This is a genomic window from Stenotrophomonas sp. 278 (assembly GCF_003935715.1).
GTDB lineage: Bacteria > Pseudomonadota > Gammaproteobacteria > Xanthomonadales > Xanthomonadaceae > Stenotrophomonas > Stenotrophomonas maltophilia_AH.
The window spans coordinates 37,935-58,189 of sequence record NZ_RHPP01000010.1 but is presented as its reverse complement, the minus strand read 5'-3'; the positions used below and the strand labels follow the sequence as shown (position 1 = coordinate 58,189).

Annotated in this window: 19 protein-coding genes; 4 read left to right on the top strand and 15 right to left on the bottom strand. The window is 65.9% G+C overall.

The features are described 5' to 3' along the window. From EGJ34_RS03400 to EGJ34_RS03340, 13 genes are all read right to left on the bottom strand, one after another. Positions 1 to 1,016, bottom strand: a 1,016-nt coding sequence (locus EGJ34_RS03400; RefSeq protein WP_148100472.1) for a flagellin, incomplete at its 3' end; no start/stop codon positions are given. 242 nt (positions 1,017 to 1,258) lie between these two features. Further along, a complete protein-coding gene (gene flgL / locus EGJ34_RS03395) occupies positions 1,259 to 2,464 on the bottom strand; it encodes a flagellar hook-associated protein FlgL (RefSeq protein WP_125359126.1) in 1,206 nt (401 codons plus the stop codon). Next, the gene (gene flgK / locus EGJ34_RS03390) at positions 2,461 to 4,338 is read right to left on the bottom strand and encodes a flagellar hook-associated protein FlgK (protein WP_125359124.1); all 1,878 of its coding nucleotides are present in this window, start codon (positions 4,336 to 4,338) and stop codon (positions 2,461 to 2,463) included. Before flgK ends, flgL begins: the two co-directional genes overlap by 4 nt. Positions 4,339 to 4,346: 8 nt before the next feature. Further along, positions 4,347 to 5,564 carry a flagellar assembly peptidoglycan hydrolase FlgJ gene (gene flgJ / locus EGJ34_RS03385; protein ID WP_125359122.1) on the bottom strand — a complete coding sequence of 406 codons (1,218 nt, stop codon included), beginning with the start codon at positions 5,562 to 5,564 and terminating at the stop codon, positions 4,347 to 4,349. Then, positions 5,564 to 6,778 carry a flagellar basal body P-ring protein FlgI gene (locus tag EGJ34_RS03380; RefSeq protein ID WP_260476887.1) on the bottom strand — a complete coding sequence of 405 codons (1,215 nt, stop codon included), beginning with the start codon at positions 6,776 to 6,778 and terminating at the stop codon, positions 5,564 to 5,566. Before EGJ34_RS03380 ends, flgJ begins: the two co-directional genes overlap by 1 nt. 8 nt (positions 6,779 to 6,786) lie before the next feature. Continuing rightward, positions 6,787 to 7,476, bottom strand: coding sequence for a flagellar basal body L-ring protein FlgH (gene flgH, locus EGJ34_RS03375; protein ID WP_125359120.1), 690 nt, complete (start codon positions 7,474 to 7,476; stop codon positions 6,787 to 6,789). A 23-nt stretch (positions 7,477 to 7,499) separates the two neighbouring features. Beyond that, the gene (gene flgG, locus EGJ34_RS03370; RefSeq protein ID WP_125359118.1) at positions 7,500 to 8,285 is read right to left on the bottom strand and encodes a flagellar basal-body rod protein FlgG; all 786 of its coding nucleotides are present in this window, start codon (positions 8,283 to 8,285) and stop codon (positions 7,500 to 7,502) included. Positions 8,286 to 8,367: 82 nt separating this feature from the next. Further along, on the bottom strand, positions 8,368 to 9,126 hold the full coding sequence (locus tag EGJ34_RS03365) for a flagellar basal body rod protein FlgF (RefSeq protein ID WP_125359116.1): 759 nt from the start codon (positions 9,124 to 9,126) through the stop codon (positions 8,368 to 8,370). A 32-nt stretch (positions 9,127 to 9,158) separates the two neighbouring features. Beyond that, entirely contained in the window at positions 9,159 to 10,382 is a 1,224-nt protein-coding gene (flgE, locus tag EGJ34_RS03360; RefSeq protein WP_125359114.1) for a flagellar hook protein FlgE, read from the bottom strand. 31 nt (positions 10,383 to 10,413) lie between these two features. Beyond that, a complete protein-coding gene (locus EGJ34_RS03355) occupies positions 10,414 to 11,094 on the bottom strand; it encodes a flagellar hook capping FlgD N-terminal domain-containing protein (RefSeq protein WP_125359112.1) in 681 nt (226 codons plus the stop codon). Positions 11,095 to 11,120: 26 nt separating this feature from the next. Next, positions 11,121 to 11,528: a flagellar basal body rod protein FlgC gene (gene flgC / locus EGJ34_RS03350; RefSeq protein ID WP_125359110.1), complete on the bottom strand. Its 408-nt coding sequence runs from the start codon at positions 11,526 to 11,528 to the stop codon at positions 11,121 to 11,123. A gap of 3 nt (positions 11,529 to 11,531) precedes the next feature. After that, entirely contained in the window at positions 11,532 to 11,927 is a 396-nt protein-coding gene (gene flgB, locus EGJ34_RS03345; RefSeq protein ID WP_125359108.1) for a flagellar basal body rod protein FlgB, read from the bottom strand. Positions 11,928 to 12,105: 178 nt separating this feature from the next. After that, on the bottom strand, positions 12,106 to 13,050 hold the full coding sequence (locus EGJ34_RS03340; RefSeq protein ID WP_125359106.1) for a chemotaxis protein: 945 nt from the start codon (positions 13,048 to 13,050) through the stop codon (positions 12,106 to 12,108). A gap of 95 nt (positions 13,051 to 13,145) precedes the next feature. Between EGJ34_RS03340 and flgA the strand changes: the two genes are divergently transcribed. The 4 genes from flgA (at position 13,146) to EGJ34_RS03320 (ending at position 15,856) form a co-directional block, all read left to right on the top strand. Continuing rightward, complete coding sequence (gene flgA / locus EGJ34_RS03335; RefSeq protein WP_125359104.1) at positions 13,146 to 13,808, top strand: flagellar basal body P-ring formation chaperone FlgA; 663 nt, start codon at positions 13,146 to 13,148, stop codon at positions 13,806 to 13,808. A 109-nt stretch (positions 13,809 to 13,917) separates the two neighbouring features. After that, positions 13,918 to 14,220 (top strand): flagellar biosynthesis anti-sigma factor FlgM, encoded by a 303-nt coding sequence (flgM, locus tag EGJ34_RS03330; protein WP_125359102.1) that lies wholly within the window; start codon positions 13,918 to 13,920, stop codon positions 14,218 to 14,220. Further along, positions 14,217 to 14,555, top strand: a complete 339-nt coding sequence (locus tag EGJ34_RS03325; protein ID WP_125359100.1) for a flagellar protein FlgN — start codon at positions 14,217 to 14,219, stop codon at positions 14,553 to 14,555. Before flgM ends, EGJ34_RS03325 begins: the two co-directional genes overlap by 4 nt. Before the next feature lie 77 nt (positions 14,556 to 14,632). After that, a complete protein-coding gene (locus EGJ34_RS03320; RefSeq protein WP_125359098.1) occupies positions 14,633 to 15,856 on the top strand; it encodes an ATP-binding protein in 1,224 nt (407 codons plus the stop codon). A 420-nt stretch (positions 15,857 to 16,276) separates the two neighbouring features. Here EGJ34_RS03320 and EGJ34_RS03315 read toward each other — a convergent pair whose 3' ends face one another. Beyond that, positions 16,277 to 18,028: an EAL domain-containing protein gene (locus tag EGJ34_RS03315; protein ID WP_125359096.1), complete on the bottom strand. Its 1,752-nt coding sequence runs from the start codon at positions 18,026 to 18,028 to the stop codon at positions 16,277 to 16,279. Positions 18,029 to 18,031: 3 nt separating this feature from the next. Further along, positions 18,032 to 20,134 carry a PAS domain S-box protein gene (locus EGJ34_RS03310; protein WP_125359093.1) on the bottom strand — a complete coding sequence of 701 codons (2,103 nt, stop codon included), beginning with the start codon at positions 20,132 to 20,134 and terminating at the stop codon, positions 18,032 to 18,034. Between the last annotated feature and the right edge of the window lie 121 nt (positions 20,135 to 20,255).

Genomic DNA, 20,255 nt, shown 5'->3' with positions numbered 1-20,255 from the left:
TCCGAGGTGGTGTTGAGGTTGGCGATGGTCGAGGTGAAGCGGTTCTGGATCGCACCCATGTCGGCGCGCGAGCTGTTCACCGACTTCAGCGCATCGTCGACGATCGACAGTGCCTTCTGGGCACCGGCTACCGAGGAGATGTCCACGCCGCTGACCGTGTCACGGGCCGTGGCATCGGCATCGGCAATGCCGGCCAGGGCGATGGTCAGGCCGGTGGCGTCGGTGGTGGCGGCGGTGAACTCGAAGTCCTTGCCCGACTTCAGCGAGCTCAGTTCCAGCTTGCCATCCTTGTCCAGCGACGCGTAAACGCCGGTCTGGTCCATCTTGTCGTTGATAGCATTGACCAGCTTCTTGCTGACGTCGGCGGCCTTGTCACCGATGGCCACGTCGATGTCGGCAATGGCGACGCCATTGATCTCCATGTCGGTGACGGTGCCCGCAGCGGTGGCAGCACCGGTCATGGCAGCGGCGGTCGAGGTCTGCTTGGCGGCGTAGAGGCCGTTGCCCAGCTCGGAGGTGCTGGAATTGACGATGCTGTTGATGCCGATGGTCTGGCCTGAATCGGCACCGATCTGGAACAGGGCACCCGAGAACGAACCATCCAGCAGCTTGGTGCCGTTGAAGTTGGTCTGACGGCTGACGCGGTCGATTTCCGAGACCAGCTGCTTCACTTCCGAGTTCAGCGCTTCGCGGTCGCTGTCGGAGTTGGTGGCGTTGGCCGACTGCACCGACAGCTCACGGATACGCTGCAGGTTGTTGCCGATTTCGACCATCGCGCCTTCGGCGGTCTGGGCCAGCGAGATGCCGTCGTTGGCGTTGCGGACCGCGACGTCCAGGCCGCGGATCTGGGTGCTGAATCGCTCGGAGATCGCCAGGCCGGCGGCGTCGTCCTTGGCGCTGTTGATGCGCAGACCCGACGACAGACGCTGGATCGTCGTGGCCAGGCTGGAACCGCTGGTCGACAGATTGCGCTGCGCGTTCAGCGACATCACGTTGGTATTGATTACTTGTGCCATGTATCTGTTTCCTGTGGGCAATGTCCGGCCGCGGCGTGCACCCGGAACTGACGCAGTGGCTGCGCCGTGTCTGGACGCAGTGCTTGCAGGAGGGATAACGGCGAGGTGTGAGAATGCTTGAGGAAAAAAACGCCGACAACATCACCCGGGACAGGGTGATGGTCGGCGTAAGCCCTGTGGCACAAGGCTTTCAACGTAGTGACGCGCCATGCGCGTCAGCCACGTGGAATCAGATTCGTTGGTCAGCGGATGGCGTTGAAAAGACTCATCTGCTGCATCTGGGTGAAGATGGTCTGCGCGGCCTGCAGGGAGATCTGCTCGAGCTGGTACTGGCCAATGGCCTCGGCGTAATCCAGGTCGCGCATCGCCGACAAGGTGGTCTTGAGTGTGACGCTGTTCGCATCTCTGAGCGCGCCAGCATCGTCAATGGCCTTCAGCTGTGCACCGCCGGCGGCACGCGCATCGATGAACTTTTCCGATGCCCGGGCCACGTCACGGATCGCGCCCTGCAGCACGTTCTGCTGCTGGGCCACGGCGGTCGGGTCATCGGCGGCGGTATCAAGCGCGGCGATCAAGCCATCCAGGGTGGCAAAGATGTCGCGCGAGCTGGCTGCGCCGACGCTGAAGCTGTCGCCCGTGGCCGGCTCGCCCTCGATCCGCATCGAGACGCCTTCGAAGGTGATGTCCTCACCGGCCTTGAAAGTACCGGTCTGGACCACGGTATTGGTGGCGTCCACCACTTCGTAGGTATCGGCCGCAGTGAAGCGCACGGTGTAGCTCTGGCCGTTCCAGCTGCCGGAGGCGGCGTGCTGGCCGAAGGTGGTGAGCACGCCGGTGCCGGTATTGCCTGCAGCCGCGCTGCCGTCCAGACGTCCGTCGCCGGTGGGAATGCGCAGGAAGATCTCACTGCCCGGCAGCACATCCTTGACGAAGGTATCCGGGGCGACCTCGATCTGACGCTGGGTCTGGTCGCCGCTGTAGGTGACCACGCCATTGGTCAGTTTGAACGGGGCATCGGCATCGTGGGTGCCACCGAACAGATACCGGCCGCTGCCATCGGTGCTGTTGGCAAGCGCCAACAGGCCCTCCTGCACGCTCTTCAGCTCCGACGCGATCGCCTTGAGGTCGGAGGAAGACAGGGCAGGGTTGTTGGCCTGGATGGTCAGCTCGGTGATGTGCGCCATCATGTCGCCGGCCTGTGCCAGGGCGTTTTCCTGCAGGCCCAGGCGGTTCTGGACGACGTCGCCGTTGCGCTCGAAGCGCTCCAGTTCGGCCACGGCGCGGTCCAGCCCCACGGCGGTGCCGGCGGCGACCGGGTCGTCCTTGGCGCTCACCAGCTTCTTGCCGGTGGCGAGCTGCTGTTCGAGGTGGTTCATCTTGCTCTGCTTGGCGAGCATCAGGTTGATGGACTGGTTGAACATCATCCCGGTGGAGATTCGATTGTTCATCGCGATACGGCCCCCAGGATGGTCTGGAACATGGTGTCTGCGGTGGAAATGAGCTGCGAGGCGGCCTGGTAGGCCTGCTGCAGGCGAAGCATGTCGGCGGCTTCCTCATCCAGGTTCACGCCTGAGATGGAGTCGCGTGCTGCCTGCGCCTGGTCGGTGATCACCTGCTGTGCCTGCAGCGAGTAGTCCGCCGCGCGTGCCGCCGAACCCACCAGGGTGGTCAGTCCGCCCAGCGCGCCATTGAGGGTGACGGTACCGTCATTGAAGGCCTTTGCATCCTCCACCTTGGCCAGCAGCAGCGCATTGCTGTTGTCGCTGGAGCCGGCGGGCGTGGGGGTGATGTTGAAGCTGTCGCCGGTCTTGGGCGCGCCATCGAGCACGAAGCTCCAGCCATTGGCGCTGATCGTGCCGCCGGCGGTATAGGTGAACGGTCCGGTGCCGTCGATGGTGTATTCGGTGGCGCTGGTGAACACGATCGCCGCCGGGTTGCGCAGGTTGGCGTTGGCGTAGTCGGTGACGGCCACGCCGCTCACCTTGCCGGTGCCGGTGTTGCTCAGGCCGGCACCGGCCTTGACCGGTGCGGCGGCGGCAATGCGGGAGGTGTCGGTGATCGCCACCGACAGGCTGCCGGCCACGCCGGCGGTCGGCTGCAGCAGGAAGCGGTCGTTGTTGGCCGGCGTGCCGGACATCACCAGTTCCACGCCATTGATGACCAGCGGGTCGGCGGCGGTACCGGTGCCGGTCATCGGGATGGCGGCACCGGTGTCGGCGCGGGTCGCCTGCCAGGTGGTGCCGTTGAACTGCAGCATGACGTTCTGGCCATCGAGCTTGGACAGGTCACCGTAGGCGGTGCTGAAGTTCGCGCTGCCGGTGTTGCCGGTATTGCCGGTGATGCGCGGGCTGCCGAAGCTGAAGAAATCAGCCCCCATCTGGCCATACAGATCCACGCCGTTGTGGTGGGTCTCGTTGAAGCTGCTGGCCAGGCCCACCGCCAGGCGTCCGAGCTCGGCCTGGGTCGGGGTCAGTACGGTCTGGCGGAACTCCAGCAGGCCGCCGATCTGGCCGCCCAGGTTTTTCGGGTCCAGGGTGATCTTCTGGCCCTGGGTCTCAAACGCCAGCTGCAGCCGCTCGGGCTGGTAGGGGTCGGTGACGGTGGTGACCTTGGTCGCGCTGGTGCCCACCACCAGGGCCTGTCCGCCAGCGGTGTAGACGTTCATGAAGCCGCCGTCCTGCATCACCGCGGTGCCGCCGGTATAGCCGATCAGGTTGGCGATCAACTGATCGCGGCGGTCCAGCAGGTCGGGTGCGGCGTTGTTGGCATTGCTGCCGATCGCGCCGTTGATCTGGGCGATCTCGGCGGCCAGCCGGTTCACCTCCGAGGCCCCTGCGATCAGGCCGTTGTTGACCTCTTCATTGAGGCTGTTGAGGTTCTCGTTGAGCTGCTTGAAGCGCTGCACCAGGTTCCCGGCCGAGTCCAGCATGTTCTGCCGGTCGGCCGTGCCGGAGGCGTTGGAGGACAGTCCGCTGACCGTGTCGAAGAAGTTCGACCAGACCCCGGAGACGTTGGTGGCCGTGTCCGAGAACAGGCTGTCGACGCGATCGGCCAGGGCGGACAGCTGCTTCAGCCGCGCCAGTTCGCCGCTACCGTCGAGCAGGCGCGAGATCGCCAGCTGGTCGGCGACGCGGCGGATGTCGCTGATGCGGGTGCCGTTGCCGACGTCACCATAGCCCAGGTTCTGCGGATTGGCGGTGGTGAAGTCGACTTTCTGCCGGCTGTAGCCGGGGGTATTGATGTTGGCGACGTTGTGGCTGGTGGTGGCCAGGGCGCGCTGGAAGGCGAGCAGGGCACTGGTGCCGGTGGAAAGTACGGACATGGGTTACCTCAACGTCGAATGACACCCAGCCCGGCCGGGCTGGTGGTGCTGGCAAAGGTGCGTCCCAGGCGCTGGCTGGCGTCGTCCACGGCCGCCACGGCCCGCTCGATGGTCGGACCACCGGCGATGGCGGCGATCTTGGCGGCATAGGACGGGTCGGTGGCATAGCCGGCCTGCTGCAGACCGCGCGCGAAACCGCGCACGTCGGTGCCGGCCTGCAAGGCGTTCTGGTAGCGCGGGCTGTTCTTGAGCAGCTTCACGTAGTCGGCGAAGCTTTCGCCGACCGAGCCGTAGGCGCGGAAGCTGGCGGTTTCGTTACGGCGAACACCGTTGACGTACTCATGCGTGCCGGTGGTGGCGCGTTCGCCGCTCCAGCCCGTGGCCTTGATCCCGAACAGGTTGTGCGAACTGCCGGCACCGCCGTTGCGCTGGATGAGCTTGCGGCCCCAGCCGGTTTCCAGCGCGGCCTGGGCGACCAGCGCCTTGGCATCCACGCCGAGCTCGCGAGCGGCCTGCTGGGCGTGGCCCCAGATGCTGGCGACGAAGCCTTCCGGAGTATGCGCGCCGAGCTGCGCGGCAGCCGTGCTGCTGGCCAGGGTGTCCACCGCCGACGTTGCCGCTGCCGGCGCATTGACGCCGCTCCAACGATCATCGGCCATGGTCGACCAGTCGGTGCCGGTCGTGTCCGTGGCGGCATACGGTTCGCTGCGCCCGATGGCCTCGTGCATCTGGCTGGTCTCGCGGCCGGCGATCAGGTCCAGTGCGCGTTCCATCGGCTGCAGCACCGCAGAGGGATCGCGCCCGTTCAACTGCTGCAGCAGGTCGACTTCGGTGGGGGCAGTGGACGCCGGTGCCGTGCCGGTGGGCAGCGACATGGGTGCAGCCGCGGGACCATTCAAACGATACGCGCGCAGCGCGGCGCTCGGATCCAGGCGGGTATCGACCGGCTTGGCCGCGTCGGCGTCGCCGCCACCCAGCTGGCGTGCGATCATCGCCGACAGCCCCAGGCCGCGGCCCTTGGTCATCGCATCGGCAATCTTCTGGTCGTACATGTCCCGGAACATGGTGTTCTCGCCCGGCAGCAGCGAGTCGCCAAAGCTGGCATCGCGCATGCTTTTGACCAGCATCTGCGCGAACTGACCTTCCAGCTGCCGCGCAACCTTGTCGACCTTGGCCGGGCTGTTGGGCTGGGCGGGATTGAGTTCCAGTGCCGGTTGAATGCGCATCAGATCACCTCGAGCTCGGCACTCAGCGCACCGGCCTGCTTGAGGGCTTCCAGGATGGCGATCAGGTCGCCCGGTGCCGCGCCCACGGCATTGACCGCGTGCACGATCTCGTCGAGCGTGGTGCCGCCATTGAACTTGAACATGCGGCTGCCGTCGGCGGTGGCGGTCACGGTGGATTGCGGCGTGACCACGGTCTGGCCGCCGGCAAGCGCGTTGGGCTGGCTGACGTTGAGGTTTTCGTTGATGGTGACGGTGAGCGAGCCATGCGAAATGGCGGCCGCGCCCACGCGGACCTGGGCCCCGATGACCACGGTGCCGGTCCGCGAATTCACCACGACCTTGGCCGGCGCTGCGCCCGGGGTGAGTTCCAGGTTCTCGATGCGGGCCAGCATGCCGATGCGCGCGCCCGGGTCGCTGGGCGACTGCACGGCAACAGTAACGCCATCCACCGCACGGGCAGCACCTTCACCGAAAGCGGCATTCAATGCGGTGACCATGCGAGAGACGGTGGTGAAGTCGTTCTGGTGCAGGTTGAGGGTGATCTCGCCGCCCGCGCTGAACACGTCGGGCAGGGCACGTTCCACGGTGGCACCGTTGGGAATGCGGCCGACGCTGGGCACATTCACCGACACGCGCGACCCGTCCTTGCCCTGCGCGCCGAAGCCACCGACTACCAGGTTGCCCTGGGCAATGGCGTAGACCTGGCCATCCGCGCCGCGCAGCGGTGCCATCAGCAGCGAACCGCCACGCAGTGACACCGCGTTACCGATCGACGACACGGTGATGTCGATCGGCTGGCCCGGCTTGGCGAACGGCGGCAGCTCGGCATGAATCGCCACCGCGGCGACGTTCTTCAGCTGCGGATTGACGTTGGCCGGCACGTTGACGCCCAGCTCACCCAGCAGGTTCTTCAGGCTCTGCACGGTAAACGGTGCCTGGCTGGTGCGGTCGCCGCTGCCATCCAGGCCTACCACGAGGCCATAACCCACCAGCGCGTTGCCGCGCACGCCGCCGACCTGGGCCAGGTCCTTGATGCGCTCCGCCGAAGCCGGTGCCACGAAGGCAAACGTCGCCAGAAGAACTGACGCGGCGTAGAGCCACCCCGCGCCCCATGACCGGCGTGCGCCGGGATGACGAACGCGTCGCCACGCGCCCTTGCATTGCCGCGCCGGCTTGGAGCAGGGCTTTTCAAAATCGACGAAAGAAGTGTTCATGTCAGTACTCAGAACGGCGTCAGCGCCGAGTTGAAGAACCGGCTCAACCAGCCCATCGCATTGGACTGCGCCACCGGCCCACGCCCGCCGTACACGATGCGCGCATCAGCGACGCGGCTGGACGCAATCGTGTTGTCGGGCGTGATATCCGCCGCGCGCACGATGCCCTGCACCTGCACAAGTTCATCGCCCTGGTTCAGACGCAGGTTCTTCGCGCCCTGGACCACCAGATTGCCATTCGGCAGACGCTGGATAACGGTGACAGTCACGCTACCCTGCAGGCGGTTGCTCTGCGCGCTGCTGCCCTTGCCGGCGAAATCGCGCGAACCGCTGGCGGTCGCGCTGAGAATGTCCTTGCCGCCGAGCGTAACCGGCGCACCGAAGATCGTCGGGGTGCCCAGCGCCAGGTTCGATTCCTTGTCGGTGCTGGTGTTGGCCGTGGTCGATGCGGTGGTGCTTTCGGTCAGGGTGATGGTCAGCAGGTCACCGACATCGCGCGCGCGTCGATCCGAGTACAGCTGCAGGCCGGGGCCTGCGGCATAGATGGCACCGGCGGTGGGAGCCACCTGTGGGGCCATCACCGGGGTGACCGGGGCCATCGCCGGATAGGGGCGTACATCGCCGGCGATCACGCAGCCACCGAGCAGGGCGGTGACGGCGCTGGCCAGCAGCAGGCGGAGGGCAGGGCGCAGTGACATGAGGAAGTCCTGGTTCAGACCGGTCAGACGTTGGTGTTGAGGTAGCCGAGCATGGCGTCGGTGGTGGAAATCGCCTTGGCGTTCATTTCGTAGGCGCGCTGGGTTTCGATCATCGAGACCAGCTCTTCCACCACGTTGACGTTGCTGCCTTCCAGCGCGCCCTGGACCACGCTGCCGAGGCCGTTCAGGCCGGGGTTGCCGTTCTGCGCCGGGCCGGAGGCGGTGGTTTCCAGGAACAGGTTTTCGCCACGGGCCTGCAGGCCGGCGGGATTGACGAAGTCGGTCAGGGTCAACGCGCCGATTTCCACCGAGGCGGCGTCGTCGGCCATCTTCACGCTGATGGTGCCGTCGGTGCCGATGGTCAGCGACTGCGCGCCTTCCGGAATCTGGATGCCCGGCTGCACCGGGTAGCCGCTGTTGGTGACCAGCTCGCCGTTCTGGTTGCGCTGGAACGAGCCGTCGCGGGTGTAGGCGGACGTACCGTCCGGCATCTGCACTTCAAAGAAGCCGCGGCCGTTGACCATCACGTCCAGGGCGCGGCCAGTCTGCTGCTGGCTGCCCTGCTCGAAATTCTTGGAGGTCGCCACCACGCGCACGCCGGTACCCAGCTGCAGTCCAGTCGGCAGCTGGGTCTGTGCCGAAGAGGAGCCGCCCGGCTGACGCACCTGCTGGTACAGCAGGTCTTCAAAGCTGGCGCGGTCCTGCTTGAAACCGGTGGTGTTGGTGTTGGCGAGGTTGTTGGACACCACCGACATGCGCGTCTGCTGCGCGTCCAATCCGGTTTTTGCGATCCACAGTGCCTGGTTCATGGCGGTGTTCCTATCAAGCGGTTATCGGGGGTCATGCATGGCGCGTGCCAGAACTGCGCCGGAAAAACGTCACGGCGGCTGATCAGCCGCCCAGCCGCAGCAGGGAATTGGCGCTGCGGGCGTTTTCATCGCCGTGCTTGATCACCTTCACCTGCATTTCGTACTGGCGCTGCAGCTGGATCATCTGCACCAGGGCACCGGCGGCATCCACGTTGCTGCCTTCCAGCTGGCCGCTTTCCAGCGACTTGCCCTGGGCCTGCACGAACGGCTGCTGCGGGTCGGTATTGCGCATCAGCCCATCCAGCCCGCGTTCCAGGCGGTCATCAGCGGCCTGCACCACGCGGATGCGGCCGATGTTGGCCATGGTCTGCGGGCCTTCACCCAGGGGGATGATCGAGATCGTGCCGTCGTTGCCGATGTCCATCGCCTGGTGCGGCGGAACGGCGATGGGGGTGCCGTTCTCGTCCAGCACCGCATGGCCGCCGGCGGTTACCAGCTGGCCATTCGGGGTGATCGACAGCGCGGCACCGCGGGTATAGGCCTCACCCCCGTCGGTGCCGGCCGGGGCCTGCACCGCCAGCCAGTTGCCGGCCTGCAGCGACAGATCCAGTGGGTTGCCGGTGATCTGCTGCGCGCCCTGGCGGCGGTTGAAGCCGGCGTCCACGTGCAGGGCATCCACGCGCGAGGCGTAGCCGTCGCCCTTGATCGGGAAGGCCTCGGTATTGGCGAGGGCTTCCTTGAATCCGGGCGTATCGGTGTTGGCCAGGTTGTGCGACAGCGTGCCCTGCGCCTGCAGGGAGGCGCGGGCGCCGGTCATCGCAACGTAGAGTGCCTTGTCCATGATCGTGTTCCCGTCTGACGGTCAGCAGCTCATCAACGGATGTTGATGATGGTCTGGGTGATCTGGTCCATCGTCGAGACCATCTGCGAGTTGGCCTGGAAGTTGCGCTGGGCGGTGATCATGTTGACCAGCTGCTCGGTCAGGTCGACGGTGGAGGCTTCCAGCGAACCGGCCTGGATCTGGCCCAGGTTGGAGCTGTCTGGTGCGCCGGTGCGCGGCGTACCGGAGCTGAAGGTTTCCACCCACAGGTTGTTGCCCTTCGATTCCAGACCCTGGTTGTTGTTGAAGGTGGTCAGGGCGACCTGGCCCAGCGGCTTGTCATCGCCGTTGGAGTAGCGGGCGAACACGATGCCTTCTTCGCTGACGGTGATTTCATTGAGCTTGCCGGCGGCGTAGCCGTCCTGCTGGGTGTTGCGCAGGGCGAACTTCTCGCCGTACTGGGTGGAGCCGCTTACGTCCAGGGTCATGGCCAGCGTGCCGGCACCGGTGGTCGGGGTGAACGGATCCATCACGATGTGTCCGTTGGCCGGCTGGGTCAGCGCGCCGGCGTTGTTGAAGGTCAGCGTGGTCGGCGCGCCTGCGGCCTGGCCGTCCACGTAGTTGTAGACCTGCCATTCGTTCGGGTTGGCGGTCTTGACGAAATACGACGTCTGGGTGTGGCTGACGCCCAGCGAGTCATACACGGTGATGCCACCGGTGGAGTGGTTGTAGCTGTTGGAGTTGGTCGGATCGAATGCGGCGATGGTCGGCTGCGAAGCATTCGCCGGCAGGGTGAACGCGGTGTTGACCAGCGCGGTCTGCTTGGGCGGGCTGTCGGTGGTCAGCAGCTGCAGGTCGGTCAGGCGGCCGGCGTCGAAGCTGGTGCCGTCCGCATTCGGTGCGAACACCTGCAGGCGCGCGCCTTGCGGGTTGATCACATAACCCGCCTGGTCGGTCTGGAAGTTGCCGGCACGCGAGTAGACGCGCGCACCGTTCATGCTCATGGTGAAGAAGCCCTCACCGGAGATGGCCATGTCCAGGCTGCGGCCGGTCTGCTCGTTGTTGCCCTGCGAGAACTGCTGGGCCACGTTGCTCAGGCGCACGCCCGAACCCACGGCGTTCTTGGACAAGCCGTAGCTGGTGGCCGAGAACAGGTCGGCGAATTCCGAGCGGGATTCCTTGAAGCCGGTGGTGTTGACGTTGGCGATGTTGTTGGCGGTGACGTTGAGGTCGGCGTTGGCGGCATTGATGCCGGACAGCGAGATGTTGAAGCCCATGGCGTTCTCCTTCGAATGCGGTACGGGTAGGTCAGCTGACGCGCAGCACGTAGTCGAGCGGGGCGGTGCCCAGCCCCTTGAGGTTCAGGTACAGGCCATCGGAGCCGACCGTGACGCTTTCCACCGGTGCTTCCACGTAGGTGCTGAGCTTGGTCTGGGTACCGCTGGTGTCGGTGTGGGTGGCGGTGAGGGTGTACTTGCCGGGATCGAGGCGGTTGCCGCTGGCGTCCTTGCCGTCCCAGTCGAAGGTCACTTCGCCGGCGGCCTTGGCTTCCACGCTGATCTGGGCGACCTTCACGCCATTGGCGTCGGTCACGTCAACGTTGACGAAGCCGGCACCCGGCGCGGCCACCATGCCGGTGGTGTCGCCTTCGCTTTCCAGTTGCCATTGCGTGGACGGCACCAGCACCTCGTGACCGACCAGCGCCGCGCCGCGCAGCACCTGGTCGCCGGCCATGGCTTCCTGGAAGCCCTTGACCGTGGTGTTGAGGTCGGTGATGCCCTGCACCTGCGACAGCTGCGCCATCTGCGCGACCATCTGGGTGTTGTCCATCGGCTTCAGCGGATCCTGGTGCTGCAGCTGCTCGGTCATCAGGCGCATGAAGTCGGCCTGGTCGAGCGTGTCTTTCTTCTTGGTGGTGTCGCTGTTGGGCGCGGTCAGGCCCAATGCGCTGTAGATATCGGTGTTGCTGACGCCGCTGGTGGTGCTCATGACGGAGTGTCCTGCAGGAAGTAGGGTCAGCGACCCATGGTCAGGGTGGCCAGTGCCAGTTCCTTGGCGGTGGTCAACATCTCCACGCCGGCCTGGTAGTTGCGCGAGGTCGAAATGAGATTGACCATCTGCGCCACCGGGTCGACGTCGGGCTGGTAGATGTAGCCATCGGCGTCGGCCAGCGGGTGGCCGGGCTCGTAGCGCTTGATCGGCGCGGCGTCGCTCTGGCTGATTTCTTTGACCTGCACCGTGGTGATGTTCGGGTCGGTGCGGCTGGTGACGGCCTGGAAGATGGGCTCCAGCGGCTTGTAGACGGTGTCGGCCGAGCCGGTGACGGAATCGGCGTTGGACAGGTTGGAGGCCAGCGTGCTCATGCGCACGGACTGGGCCTGCAGCGCGGAGCCGGCGATGTCGAAAATGGGCAGGTTGCTCATGGGTTATTGCCCCGTGATCGCGGTGAGCATGGAGCGCACCTTGGATTCAACGAAGCTCAGCGACGCGCGGTACTCCAGCGCGGCGCGGCCGTAGGCAGCACGTTCAGCATCGGGGTCGACGGTGTTGCCGTCCAGGCTGGGCTGCACGCCTTCCTTGGTGATCTGGAAAGGATTGAGCCCGTTGCCGGTCAGGAAGTGCTGCTCGTTGGTGGCCTGCATCAGGCCATTGCTGTCCAGCCCCTGGGCGCTGCGCAGGGCCGCATCGAAATCCAGGTCCTGGGCCTTGTACCCCGGCGTATCGGCATTGCTCAGATTGCTGGCAATGAGCTTCATCCGCTGCTCGCGCAACGGCATGGCCTGGGCATGGACCCCCAGATAGTCGGAAATCATGTTGGGCATGACGCACTCCCACGGGATGTTGCGTGGGGTGCTGCAAGGCGCATGCCAATATCCGCCGCCGGCGGATATTGGTCGCGCATTCCACCTTATCCCCCCGCCTGCGGCGCGCCCCCTTGAACAACAAGGGGGCTCCTCACCGGAGAGACGTAGAGCCGGGCTTGCCCGGCTGCTCTTCGCGCTAAGCCGCCAACGCCACCTTCCGCAACCGCTCAAGGACCAGATCGGCCAGTTCGTGGGCGGAGTACTTGGCGACGAAGGCGTTGGCCCCGACCCGCTCGACCATGGCGTTGTTGAAGACGCCGGAGAGGGAGGTGTGAAGAAGGACGTACAGGCCGGCCAGACCCGGATGGCGACGGATTTCCGTCGTCAGGGTGTAGCCGTCCATCGCCGGCATTTCAATGTCGGAGATGACCATGGCGTAGCGCTCGGCTGGATTCTCGCCCGAGGCATGGATCTGCAGCAGGTGGTCCAGCGCCTGTTTGCCGTCCGAGAGCAGGGTGGCCCCCACGCCCAGCTGGTCGAGCACGCTGCGGATCTGCTGGCGGGCCACGCGCGAGTCGTCCACCACCAGTACCTGCAGCTGCGGGGCATCGGCGGGCAGCGCCATCGAGGGGTCCAGCACCGCTTCGCCCCGGATCTGGGCGATGTCGGCCAGCACGCTTTCCACGTCGATGACCTGGATCAGTTCGCCCTGGAAACGCGTGACCGCGGTCAGGTAGCTCGATTCAGCGCCCAGCTCCGGCGGCGGATGGATGTCTTCCACCGCGATGTTGACGATGCGCTCGACGCCGCTGACAAGGAAACCCTGGATGGACCGGTTGAACTCGGTCACCACCAGATAGCCCGGCGCTTTGTCGGCATCCGGCTCACGTTCGGGGTGGCCGATGGCCAGGCCCAGGTCGAGCACCGGCACCGAACGGCCGCGGACGTCGGCAACGCCGGCGAACTGGCTGGGCAGCCCCGGCACCTGGAACAGCTCCGGCCGGCGCAGGACTTCCTGCACCTTGAAGACGTTCACGCCAAAAAGCTGACGTCCGCCCAGCCGGAACAGCAGCAGGGCGAGGCGGTTGTGGCCAGCCAGACGCGTCCGCTGGTCGATGCGATTGAGCAGGTCATGTGACATGGAGGGGGTATCGGCGTGCCCGGCGATCCCTTGAGCGCCGATTGCGGCACAGCAATTGCATCATCCGGCCCATGTGTCCCAACCCGGGAGTCGCCATGCGTACTCTTATCGCCACCTTCGTGATCATCCTGGCCGGATTCGGCAGCCCTGCCGCCATGGCGGCGGGTGCCTGGCAGCCCGTGGAATCCATCCGTGCGGCCGCGCTGTCCACGCTGACGGCCGGCAGCGAGGGCGAGACCACGCTGGATTCGGCCCTGCGCCTGCCCGCATGTGGACAGGCCCTGGTGGCGCAACCCACCGCAACCAGTACGGTGGAGGTCAGTTGCCCCGATGCCGGAGGCTGGCGGCTGTTTGTACCGGTCAAGGTCCGCCGCAACCAGACCGTGCTGGTTCTCAACCGCGGCATCGCCGCTGGAGAAACCATCGGCGTGGCCGATATCACCACTGCGCAGCGTGATGCGGCGCGGATTGCCGGGGCTGCCCTGGCCGATCCGGCCGCAGCGGTCGGGCGGGTGGCCCGACGCACGCTGGCTGCTGGCAGCCTGCTGTCCGCCAACGATCTGGTGGCGCAGCGGCTGATCCGCCGGGGCGACAGCGTTTCGCTGGTGTCGCGCCGGGGCGGGGTGGAGGTACGGGTGGCTGGCAAGGCCTTGGCCGACGCCGGTGAAAATGAACGGGTGTCAGTCGAGAACCTGTCGTCACGCAAGATCGTGCAGGGTACCGTGGCGGGCAGTGGCGACGTTTTTGTGACGCGCTGAACAGATTTCTGAATCCGGGGCGGAAAGTGGAAAAAAACCGCAAAAGCCCCTAAAGATGGCGGTCCCCGTGCCGTTATCCCTTGTGAACGCAATTCCCCAGGACAATTCCATGAGCCAGAAAATCGACGGCAACCTGCAGGCCACCGCCCATCTGCGCAGCATTGCGCCGGGCAACAAGCCCAGCGTCAGCACCGATTCCCCGGCGCGCCCGGTGGATGCCGCTGCCAGCCTGAAGCTGACCGGCGAGGCTACCAGCCTGCAGGCGCTGCAGCGCGAACTGAGCGCCGCCCCGGCCATCGACGCGAACCGCGTGCAGGCCGTGCGCGAGTCGCTGCAGAACGGCACCTACAAGATCAACCCGGACGCGATCGCCTCGCGCATGCTTGAGCTGGACCAGCAGCTGCAGGGATGAAGCCGGCGATGAGCGAGCCATTGCAGCGCCTGAGCGATGCCTTGGACGTCGAGCGCCAGGCATTGGTGGACCATGATGTACAGGCCCTGATCCGCGCGACCAGCGCCAAGCTGGAGGCGCTGCGTGCCCTGGAGGGCACACCGCCGGTGGGTCACGCCGAACGGCTGCAGGAGCTGGCCGAGCGCAACCGCGCCAATGGCGTGCTGCTGTCGCGTCGCCGCCGCGAGGTGAACTGGGCGCTGCGTCAGCTGGGCCGCAGCGAGGAATCCTCGGCCTACGACGCCAAGGGCCAATCGAACACGCTGCACACGCGCCGTCCGCTGGCCGTTGCCTGAGCGCAGGCGGGTGCGTCGCACCCGCCACATCTGAAGGCGGTTATATTGGGCGTCGGATTCAACAGCCCCCATTGACCGTGCCCACACCCCATACGTTCGTTACCGCCGCCTTGCCGCCGCAGCCGGTGCTGCTGGCCCTGTTCGAGCAGATCAATGAAGGCGTACTGCTGTTCCGCGAGGACGGCAGCATTGCGATGGCCAATGCCGCCGTGCGCGGGATGCTGGCCCCGGCCGAGCGCGAAGCGGGCTTGAACCCGGCCAATTGGCTGCGCCAGCTGTTGCCGCCGGATGCCTTGGAGCACGCCCGCAATCACGGCCACTGGAACGGCAGCCTGCCGGTGGGTGAGCGCATGGTGATCGTCCATGTCTATCACCATGATGATGCCGGGCAGCGCCACTACCTGGCCTTGTTCCGTCGGATCGAGGGCCAGGAAGACTATGAACGCGAACTGCAGCAGCGGCATGCGGAGCTGCGGCAGGCGTATCTGCGTCTGAACGGCACCCAGGAAAAGCTCCTGCAGTCCGAGAAAATGGCGTCGATCGGCCAGTTGGCGGCCGGCGTGGCGCATGAGATCAACAACCCGATCGGCTATGTGCACTCCAACCTGGGCAGCCTGCAGGAATACCTGCGCAGCCTGTTCACGGTGATCGAGGCGTACGAGCGTGCCTTGCGGGCACCGGATCCGAAGGCGCTGATCCCGGAAATCGACGACATCCGCAACCGCTTCGATATCGACTTCATCAGCCGCGACCTGCCGCAGCTGATGGCCGAGTCCCGCGAGGGCATCGAGCGGGTGACACGTATCGTGCGTGACCTCAAGGACTTCTCATACTCGGGTCGCGATGAGTCGTGGAAGCTGGTGGACCTGCATGCGGGTCTGGAATCGACGATCAACATCATCTGGAACGAGTTGAAGTACAAGGTCGACCTGAAGCGCGAGTTCGGCCAGCTGCCGCTGGTGGAATGCCTGCCTTCGGAATTGAACCAGGTGTACATGAACCTGCTGCTCAACGCAGGCCACGCCATTGCCGAGCGCGGCACGATCACGGTGCGCACGGGCGTGGACGGTGACACCGTCTGGGTGGAGTTCGAGGACACCGGCGGCGGTATTTCGCCGGAACTGCGCCAGCGCATCTTCGACCCGTTCTTCACCACCAAGCCGGTCGGCAGCGGCACCGGCCTGGGCCTGTCGATCTCCTACAGCATCGTCAACAAGCACCACGGTCGCATCGACCTGGACAGCACCCCCGGCGTAGGTTCGAAGTTCCGCCTGGTGCTGCCGATCAAGCAGCCGCGGTGAGTTGTTCGCGAACCGCCCTGGTTGCACGATCTACGTACCGCCGGGCGTTGCCCGGCTGATGTTGGCTTTGGGCGAACAGCCGGTGGGCATCGGTCCTCTGGATTGGCGGCTCGGGACGGGCGTTCCGGGGGACGCTGTGAATACGTCCATGTAAGCTCATCGCCGCATCCATGCGGCTCGTGCCCCCTCCAGCCCATCCCGACCCGCCATCGACAGTGCGTCGGTGGCCATCGAAGATCAAAAGCACGGAACGCTGCCGTTGATTCGGCATTCCCATGGCCACCGACCATGTATCGAAGGGCCATCCGATGGCCCAAAGCACGTAGATCATCGGCCACCGGCTGTTCGCCTAAAACCAACAGCAGCCGGGCAGAGCCCGGCTCTACGTAGAGCAGGCAATCGCAATGCGTGTAGCCAAAATCAGGGCTCGTCTTCGGCGGCGACCGGCGGTGCGGTGTTGGCGCGGCGTTGTTCTTCGTGGGTGCGGAAGGCCTGGTGGATGTGCTTGCGCAGCTCGTCGTCGTTCCAGGGCTTGGTCAGGAAGCGGTAGATCGCGCCGCGGTTGATTGCGTCGGTGACCGTATTGAGGTCGGTGTAGCCGGACAACACCAGCCGGATCGTGTCCGGGTAGAGCATTTTCACCCGGCCCAGGAACTCGGTGCCGCTCATGTCGCTCATGCGCTGGTCCGACAGGATCACCTGTACGTCGTTGATCGCCAGCAGGTCGAAGGCATCGCGGACGTTGCCCGCTGCCAGGATGCGATAGCCGTCGCGACGGAACAGACGCACCAGCGAGCGCAGCACGTTCTCCTCGTCGTCCAGCAGCAGCAGCGTCCGGTCCGGGCGGGTCTCGGCGAAGGCCTCCGGGCGCAGATAGCGCCGGCGCAGGGTCATGCCTGCCGCGTCCGCCGACATCGGTTCGCCGAACAGATAGCCCTGGAACACATCGCAGTCGTTGCGACGCAGGAAGCCCAGCTGCGCCTGCGACTCCACGCCGTTGGCGATCACCGTCATGCCCAGCTGATGGCCCATCGCGATGATCGCGCGGGCAATGGCGGCTTCGCGGTTACCGGCCGGAGCACTCTTGATGAAGCTGCGGTCGATCTTCAGCTTGTCCACCGGGTAGCGCACCAGTGCGCTCAGGCTGGAGTCGCCCGTGCCGAAGTTGTCCAGGCTCAGGCTGATGCCCTCGTTGCGCAGGTTCACCAGGGTTTCGTGCACGAAGTTCACGTTGTTGGTCAGCGCGCTTTCGTTGATCTCCAGCGTCAGCATGTGCGCCGGTACCCCCAGCGTCTGCATCATCGCCATCACCTCGGCGAAGAAGTTCGGCCGCAGCAGCTGCAGCGTCGACACATTCACTGCAATGGTGAAGTCATCAAAACCCTGGTCGCGCCACTGTCGTGCCTGTTTCAGCGCGCCTTCCAGCACCCAGGTGCCGATCTGCACGATGATGCCCAGGCGCTCGGCGGTGCGCATGAAGCGCTCCGGCACCAGCATGCCCAGGGTAGGGGACTGCCAGCGCAGCAGCGCCTCCATGCCCACCACATGGCCATCGCGCGCGCTCACCAGTGGCTGGTAGCGCAGCTTCAGTTCGCCGTTGGGAATGGCATCGACGATCTGTCGCGCGATGATGCTTTCGCTGTGGGCGCTGGACGGTGTGTTCACCGCATGGATGCGCACCGCATTGCCACCTTCGCGTGCGGCCTGGTGGAGCGCGTCTTCGGCATGATCAAGCAGGCGGGATGGCTCGCTGGCATGCTCCGGACAGAGGCTCACGCCGAGTTTGCCGGTCATGAACAGTGTGTACGGAAGCACCGAAAGGGGCAGCTCCAGCTGCTGGCGGATTTCCTCGGCGAGGTCATCGGGCAGCGGCAGGTCGCCGGTCCGCGGCACGGCAATCAGGAACTCGTCGCTGCCATGGCGCCACAGTTTGCCGCGCCCGCGCAGGTGGTGCTGCAGGCGCTGGGCAATGAGCACCAGGGCCTGGTCACCCACCTCCGCGCTCATGTTCTCGTTGACCGACGCGAAATGGTCGATGTCCACGTGCATGAGCATCAGCGGCGTGCCACCGGAGGCGGCCTCGTGCACCATGGCCTGCAGTTCAGGGTTGCCCGCGCCCAGGCGCGCAGGGGCGTCCTCGATGCTGACCAGGGGCAGGGAAGGGTTCCACATGACTCAGTGTTCCAGTGATTCAGAAGTGGCCGGACCGCTGCTGCGGTACGGCAGATAAAGGTCGATCAGGGTGCCGGCACCGTGCGCCGACTCGATCTTGAGGGTGCCACCCACGCTCTGCGCACGTTCGCGCATCACGATCAGCCCCAACCCGCGCGGGCCATCCGGGTCGAACCCTTCGCCGTCATCGCGGACCTGCAGGTGCAGGCCGTGGTCGTCCACGTCGTGAAGGTGCACGAGCACCTGGCTGGCGCGCGCATGGCGCAGGACGTTGGTGAGGCTTTCCTGTGCGATGCGGAAGCAGGCCTGCTCGATGTCGTTGCCCGGGCGGCGTGGCAGCGTCTGGATGTCCGCCAGCAGCTCGACGCTGCCGGAACGGAACAGCATGCCGGCCTGCCAGCGCAGAGCCGCTTCAAGCCCCAGGGCATCCAGCTGCGGCGGACGCAGCAGGGTGGAGATGTCGCGTACCTTGGCGACCGTGGCGTCTGCCATGTGGATGATCTGCTGCAGATCCTCGCCGCGTCTGTGTGCATCCTCTTCGTCGCGGGCGGCGAAGGCTGACAGTTTCATGGCGGTGATCGCCTGCCCGATGTCGTCGTGCAGGTCGCGGGAAATGGCGCGGCGTTCGTCTTCCTGCAGCGAGAACAGACGGCCGGCCATGGCCTGCAGCTCTCCGTTGCTGGTTTCCAGCGCCTGCCGGATCCGTTCCGGCTCCGTCAGGTCACGCACGATCAGCAGTTTGCAGTTGCGGCCGCCATAACGGACGTCGCCAACGGCCAGCCCAGCCTGGAAGCACTGGCCGTCGAGACGGCGCATGCCGATGACTTCGCCGGCACCCGTGCCGGGAAGCGGAATGGTCGCAAACAGCTGCGCCCGCACCCGCGCGAGGTGGTGCGCTTCCACCAGCGCAGACAGCGGCTCGCCCAGCAGGGTGTGCTGGCCATACCCGAACTGCGCGGCGGCGCAGGCGTTGGCGTACAGCACATGCTCGTCAGACAGGATCACCACGCCGTCGGGCAGCACCCGCACCAGCTCGCGGAACTGTTCTTCACGCTCGCGCAGCAGGCGTCGTGACTGCTCGCGCTCGGTCACGTCCTGCAGGGTGCCCAGCACCCGCGGCCGGCCTGCATCGTCAGTCCCGCTTTCTGCACGCAGATGCACCATCAGGGCGCGCCCGTCCATGGCCAGCAGGGGGAGCAGTACATCGATCTGGACCTGCTCACCGCGCATGTCCTGCAGCAGCTGTTCGCTCAGTGCCGCGGTGGAGGAATCGGCCGGGACCAGCAGTTCCTCGAACCGGTGCCAGCGCCGCGCGCCTGGCGGGCGACGACCGAGCAGGTGGTACACCTGGTCGGCAAAGCGCCCCAGCCCGGTGGCCGGATCGACTTCCCATGCGCCGATGCGGGCCATTTCGTGCGCTTCCTCGACCCGCGCCAGCGCCTGGTCGCGGCGGCGCAGGGCCTGGTCCTCGCGGGTCCGGTCGATGGCGATCAGCAGCCGGGCCGGTCGTCCGTCGTAGTCGAGGTAGTTGCTGCGCATTTCCATGCGTCGGGGACTGCCATCCTTGAGCACCAGGTCGGCGGTGATCACACACAGCTGCTCCGGCTGCGAGCGGATCTGGTCCAGCTTGGCATGCATGGCCGCTTCGTCGCCAGGCGGCCACAGCGAGGTGATCTGCAACGCCAGAAACTCGTCCCGGCTCCAGCCGAACAGCGTGCATGCTGCCGGATTGACGTCCAGCACCTCCAGCGTGTCCAGGTCGTACACCAGGATCGGACCGGGGTTGTCCTCGAACAGCTGGCGGTGGCGCAGCGCCGACTGTGCCAGCCGTGCGTGGGCATCCAGCACGTGCTGGGCGAGTGGTCGCAGCAGCAGATAGATCACTGCGGCGCTGGCGATGACGAAGAAGGCCCCTTTGACGGTCTGCCAGCGGGCCGCGACGGCGGGGTCCATGGCCAGCATCTGGACCGCCGCGTCGCTGGAGAGGATCCAGACCAGCGCCAGGACCAGGTAGCCCAGCACCACACGCCAGCGGTCGCGCCGCAGCGCGCGGGCCAGCGGGCCGTCATGCGCGGTGGGTGGAAGCGAGCCGGAGGCGTCGGTCATGGGGGGCAGGGCAACCGGGGCAGGGCGGGGAGTACATAGATAGTAGTGGGTCGGTACGCACATGGCACTCAACTATCTGCGTGGTCCGCCGCTAACGGTTACGTTCCCGGCTGTCGGGTGC